The organism is Pseudomonas sp. MF6396, assembly GCF_002018915.1.
In the GTDB taxonomy this organism is placed as follows: Bacteria; Pseudomonadota; Gammaproteobacteria; order Pseudomonadales; family Pseudomonadaceae; genus Aquipseudomonas; species Aquipseudomonas palmensis.
In genome coordinates, this window is sequence record NZ_MVOK01000063.1 from 1 (window position 1) to 4,837 (window position 4,837).

A 4,837-nucleotide genomic window follows, 5' to 3' on the forward strand; every position below is an offset into this window, starting at 1 on the left:
GTCGATGAAGTAGTTGTGGCGCTCTTCAAACCGAGCGCCGCGCAGGCGGCGCACGACCCTGAGGGCGCTGGATAGCCCAGGCCCTGCATCTCTCTTCATGAAGCTTTGGTGACAAAAGTTCGGTAGCAAAGCGCCACCCCCGTCATGGGTATGTGCAGTCACTGCGCAGCCGCACAGGGACGAAGGGAGTGGAGCGATGGGAACCATGGAACGCTACGCAAAAGTCGGAATGCAGGAACTCGATCAACGCCTGGCGAAGATCGTCGAAGCCGCGCGCAAGCAACCGGTGTCGGTGTACCGCTACGGCGCACCCTGGGTGTGGATCGTGTCCCAGGACGACTGGCAAAGCGCGCTCAAGGAAGTCTCCAGCTGCATCCCGCCAGGCCATTCGCTGGTGATGCTCAAGCCCAGGGTCGAGGAACTGCTGGCCGCCCACGCGCAGGAGCTGGCCGACCTGGCCCGGCGCAACGCGATGAGCATCGCCCCGCACACCCTGATGCACCTGCTGCTGTTGCAGCTGCTGTATTCGGTCCCCAGCGAAAAACAACTCTACGAACAGCTCAACTACAACCTGCTGTTCCGCTGGTTCGTGGGCCTGGAACTCAAGTCGCGGGTGTGGAGCTTCAACCTGTTCAGCCACGACCTCAACGCACTGCTGGCCTGCCAGCAGGCCACGCGCCTGCTGCAGTCGATCGTCAACGAGGTATGCAACGCGGGCCTGGCGCAGATGCCCGAGTTCAGCCTCAACCTGGCCCAGCTGCACAGCTGGCTGGCCCGCCACGCCGGTCACGGCGGCGCAGACAACCATTCATAAGACACGGCCCTGGGCCAGACGGATTTCCTTGAACGAGGGGGCGGTGTGGAGCATTTGTTTTTCAACGGGTGGCGAGCCGGCGCAGTGATGCTGCTGGCCCTGGGAACCCACCACGCAAGCGCCGAACAGGCCGAGCGTCGCGTCGATATCAACGAGTACGTGGTGCGCGGCAACACGGTGCTCGATGCCCGCGCCATCGAGGAGGCGGTGTACCCCTACCTCGGCCCGCAGAAGACCCTGGTGGATCTGGAAGGCGCCCGCGAGGCCCTGCAGAAACGCTATCAGGCGCTGGGCTATCAGTCGGTGTTCGTCGAGCTGCCCGAGCAGCAGGTCGAAGGCGGCGTGGTGTACCTGCAGGTCAGCGAAACCAGGGTCGGCCGGGTACGAGTGGTCGGCGCCAGGCATTACTCGCCCGTGGAGATCCGCGAGCAGGTGCCGGCCCTGAGCGAGGGCCAGGTGCCGGACTTTGCCAAGGTCCAGGGCGAACTGGCCGCACTCAACCGCGGCCCCGGGCGCCAGGTGATGCCACTGGTGCGCGAAGGCCAGCGCCCCGGCACCCTGGACGTCGACCTGCAGGTCGAAGACACGCAGCCCTGGCACGCCAGCATCGGCCTGAACAACGACTACAGCGCCGACACCAGAAAGCTGCGCAGTGTGGCCACCGTGGGCTACAACAACCTCTGGCAACTGGGTCACAGCGTGTCGCTGACCTGGTTCACCGCCCCCCAGGACACCGACAACGCGCAGGTGTGGTCCGGTTCATACAGCGCGCCCCTGAACCCGCGCTGGACCCTGCAGGCCAGCGGCTACAAGTCCGACAGCAGTGTGGCCACCGTGGGCGGCAGCAACGTGCTGGGCAAGGGCCATTCCTACGGGCTGTCGGCGATCTACTCACTGGTGCCGGACGGCAACTGGGCCAACTCGTTTTCCGTGGGCATCGACTTCAAGGACTTCGACGAGCAGGTCGAACTTGGCGGCGAGCGCGATACCGTGCCGCTCAAGTACGCACCGATCACCCTGGCCTACAACGGCTTTCGCTACACCGAAGCCTCGCAGCTGGGGCTGGGCCTGAGCCTGGTGGCCGGCACACGCCGGCTGTTCGGCTACGGCAGCGACGACGAGGCCTTCGACTACAAGCGCTACCGCGCCGACTCCAGTTTCGCCGCGCTCAAGGGCGATGCGAACTACACCTTCACGTTTGCCGGCGACTGGCAGAGCGCAACCAAGCTGGGCTTTCAACTGGCCTCCGGGGCCCTGGTGTCCAACGAACAGTTCGCTGCCGGCGGCGCCACCTCGGTGCGCGGCTACCTGGCCGCCGAACGCACCGGCGACGACGGCCTGCTGTTCTCCCAGGAACTGCGCACGCCCTCGCTGGGCCGCTACGTGGGCAGCTACATCAGCGACTGGCGCTTCTATGTGTTCGCCGAAGGCGCGCAGCTGTCGCTGCAGGACCCGCTGCCCGAGCAGGACGACCACTTCAGCCTGGCCAGCGTCGGCCTGGGCACCCGCGCCACCCTCAACGACTGGCTGTCCGGCAGCCTGGACTGGGGCCTGCCGCTCAAGGACGGCGCGAACACCGAGAAAAACCACTCGCGTCTGCACTTCAGCGTACAGGCAACCTTCTGACCCCATCGGCATCGACCCTGGAGACATTCCATGCAACGCCTCATCTTGACCCTGCTCATTTGCCTGGGCTTTGCCCTGCCGGGCAGCGCCAGTGCCTGGTGGCAGGACGACTGGCAGTTCCGCAAGCAGATTTCCGTCGACACCACGCCCCAGGGCGCGGCGCTGACCCAGTCGCTGGGCCGCACGGCACTGCTGGTACGCCTGCACACCGGCAATTTCAGCTTTGACGGGGTCAATGAAAACGGCGCGGACATCCGCTTCGTGGCCAGCGACGACAAGACCGTGCTCAACCACCAGATCGAAAGCTTCGACCCGCTGATGGGCATGGCGCTGATCTGGGTCGACGTGCCGGACGTGCAGGGCGGCCAGCGCCAGGACCTGTGGATGTACTACGGCAACCCCAAGGCGCAGCCGGCCAATGCGCAACCGGCCTTCGATGCCGACTACACCCTGCTGATGCACTTCGACGGCGCCGCACCGCGTGACGCCAGCCCCTACGGCAACCAGGCCCAGGGCAGTGCGGCGAGCATCGAGGGCATCATCGGTCGCGCCATCCAGTTCAACGGCCAGCCGCTGCTGCTGGCACCCAGCCCGTCGCTGCAACTGCCGGCTGGCGCCGCCTTCACCTTCAGCGCCTGGGTACGCCAGGACCAGCTGCTGGGCGATCAGTTGCTGCTGGCCCGCCATGAAGGCGAAAACCGCCTGCCGCTGGGTGTGAGCCAGGGCCTGCCGTTCGTCGAGGTCAACGGCCTGCGTAGCGCTGCCGGCCAGGTGCTCGATGCCGGCCAGTGGCAACACCTGGCGCTGGTGGGCGAGGGCGGTACGCTCAGCCTGCTGGTGGACGGGCGCCAGGTTGCCAGCCTGACCGCGGCGGTGCCGGCGTTCAATTCGACCCTGGCCATCGGCGCCGACCTGCCGCCGGCCGAGGGTCAGCCGGCCGGCGCCTATGTGCCGTTCGTGGGGGCGATGGACGAGCTGCGCCTGTCGCGCATCGCCCGCGCCGTGCCGGTGCTGCAGGCCGACGCGCTGGCCCAGGGCGCCGAGTCGCGCCTGGTGGTGTACGGGGTGGATGAAGAGCAGTCCGGTTTCGGTTTCGGCAGCCTGGGCTTTCTGCTCAAGGCGGTGCCGCTGGACGCCTGGATCATCATCGCGGTGCTGGTGCTGATGATGGTGCAGTCATGGGTGATCATGCTGCGCAAGAACCGCACCCTCAACCACGTCAGCCAGGCCAACCGGCTGTTTCGCGAGCAGTTCGCCAATATCGGCACGCGCCTTGAGATGTTCGCCGACGACACCGCCCTGGGCGAGCGCCTGACGCATTCGTCGCTGTGGCGCCTGTACCTGGTGGCGGTCAAGGAGATCCGTACCCGCCGCGCCCAGGGCTTCGACACCTCGGCGGTGTCGGCGGCCACCATCGAGGCCATTCGCTGCTCCATGGACGGGGTGCGCACCCGCGAGAACCAGGCGCTGGGCTCGAAGCTGTCGAGCCTGTCCAACGCGATTGCCGGCGGCCCTTACATCGGCCTGCTGGGCACCGTGCTGGGGATCATGGTGGTGTTCCTGGGCACCGCGATGGCCGGTGACGTGAACATCAACGCCATCGCCCCCGGCATGGCCGCGGCGTTGCTGGCCACCGCCATGGGCCTGTTCGTCGCGATCCCCGCGCTGTTTGGCTACAACCGCCTGATCACCCGCAACAAGGAGGTCAGCGCCGACATGCGCGTGTTCGTCGACGAGTTCATCACGCGCCTGGCCGAGCTGCATGGCGAGGCCAGCCACCGGCGTGCTGCCCACGCTGCCCACCCGTCCGTACCGGCCTGAGGAGGGCGCCATGGCAGCCATGAATGCTTCCCACGACGATGACGACGACGCGGCCGTCGACAGCATCAACGTCACCCCGCTGGTGGATGTGCTGATGGTGGTGCTGGTGATGTTCATCCTCACCGCCACCGCGCAGGTGTCGGGCATCCAGATCCAGCTGCCCAAGGCCAGTGCCTCGGTGTCGCTGTCCCAGCCCAAGACCAAGGCGATCTCGGTCAACGATGCCGGGCAGGTGTTTCTCGACGCCTACCCGGTGACCCTGGCCGAACTGGAAGAGCGCCTGCGCAGCGAGAAGGCGCGCAGCCCGGACTTCCCGATCATCGTGCGCGGCGACGCGGCGGTGCAGTACCAGAAGGTGGTCGAGGTGCTCGACCTGTTGCGTCGGCTGGAGCTGGCCCAGGTCGGGCTGGTGACCGGCAAGCCGAACCAGGGTTGAGGATGCCCATGAACCAGAAGTTCGATAGCCGGCGCCTGCTCAAGTGGGGCGTCGTGGCACTGGTGGGCGCGGGCCTGGCCTGGTTGCTGTGGCAGTGGGCCAACGACATGAGCGGGGTGCGCCGCGAGGCACCGAAGATC

General features: G+C 66.7%; 3 protein-coding genes and 2 pseudogenes. All 5 read left to right on the forward strand.

Going from position 1 to position 4,837, the window contains the following annotated elements:
* Positions 1-499: 499 nt before the first annotated feature.
* Positions 500-814 (forward strand): annotated as a pseudogene (locus tag MF6396_RS29675) (transposase); the annotation flags it as partial.
* A gap of 87 nt (positions 815-901) precedes the next feature.
* Positions 902-2,440, forward strand: coding sequence for a ShlB/FhaC/HecB family hemolysin secretion/activation protein (locus MF6396_RS27695; protein WP_102063845.1), 1,539 nt, complete (start codon positions 902-904; stop codon positions 2,438-2,440).
* Between the two features lie 30 nt (positions 2,441-2,470).
* Positions 2,471-4,261: a DUF2341 domain-containing protein gene (locus tag MF6396_RS27700; protein WP_078482005.1), complete on the forward strand. Its 1,791-nt coding sequence runs from the start codon at positions 2,471-2,473 to the stop codon at positions 4,259-4,261.
* 10 nt (positions 4,262-4,271) lie between these two features.
* The gene (locus MF6396_RS27705) at positions 4,272-4,697 is read left to right on the forward strand and encodes an ExbD/TolR family protein (protein WP_043860333.1); all 426 of its coding nucleotides are present in this window, start codon (positions 4,272-4,274) and stop codon (positions 4,695-4,697) included.
* 2 nt (positions 4,698-4,699) lie between these two features.
* A pseudogene (locus tag MF6396_RS27710) lies at positions 4,700-4,837 on the forward strand (energy transducer TonB); the annotation flags it as partial.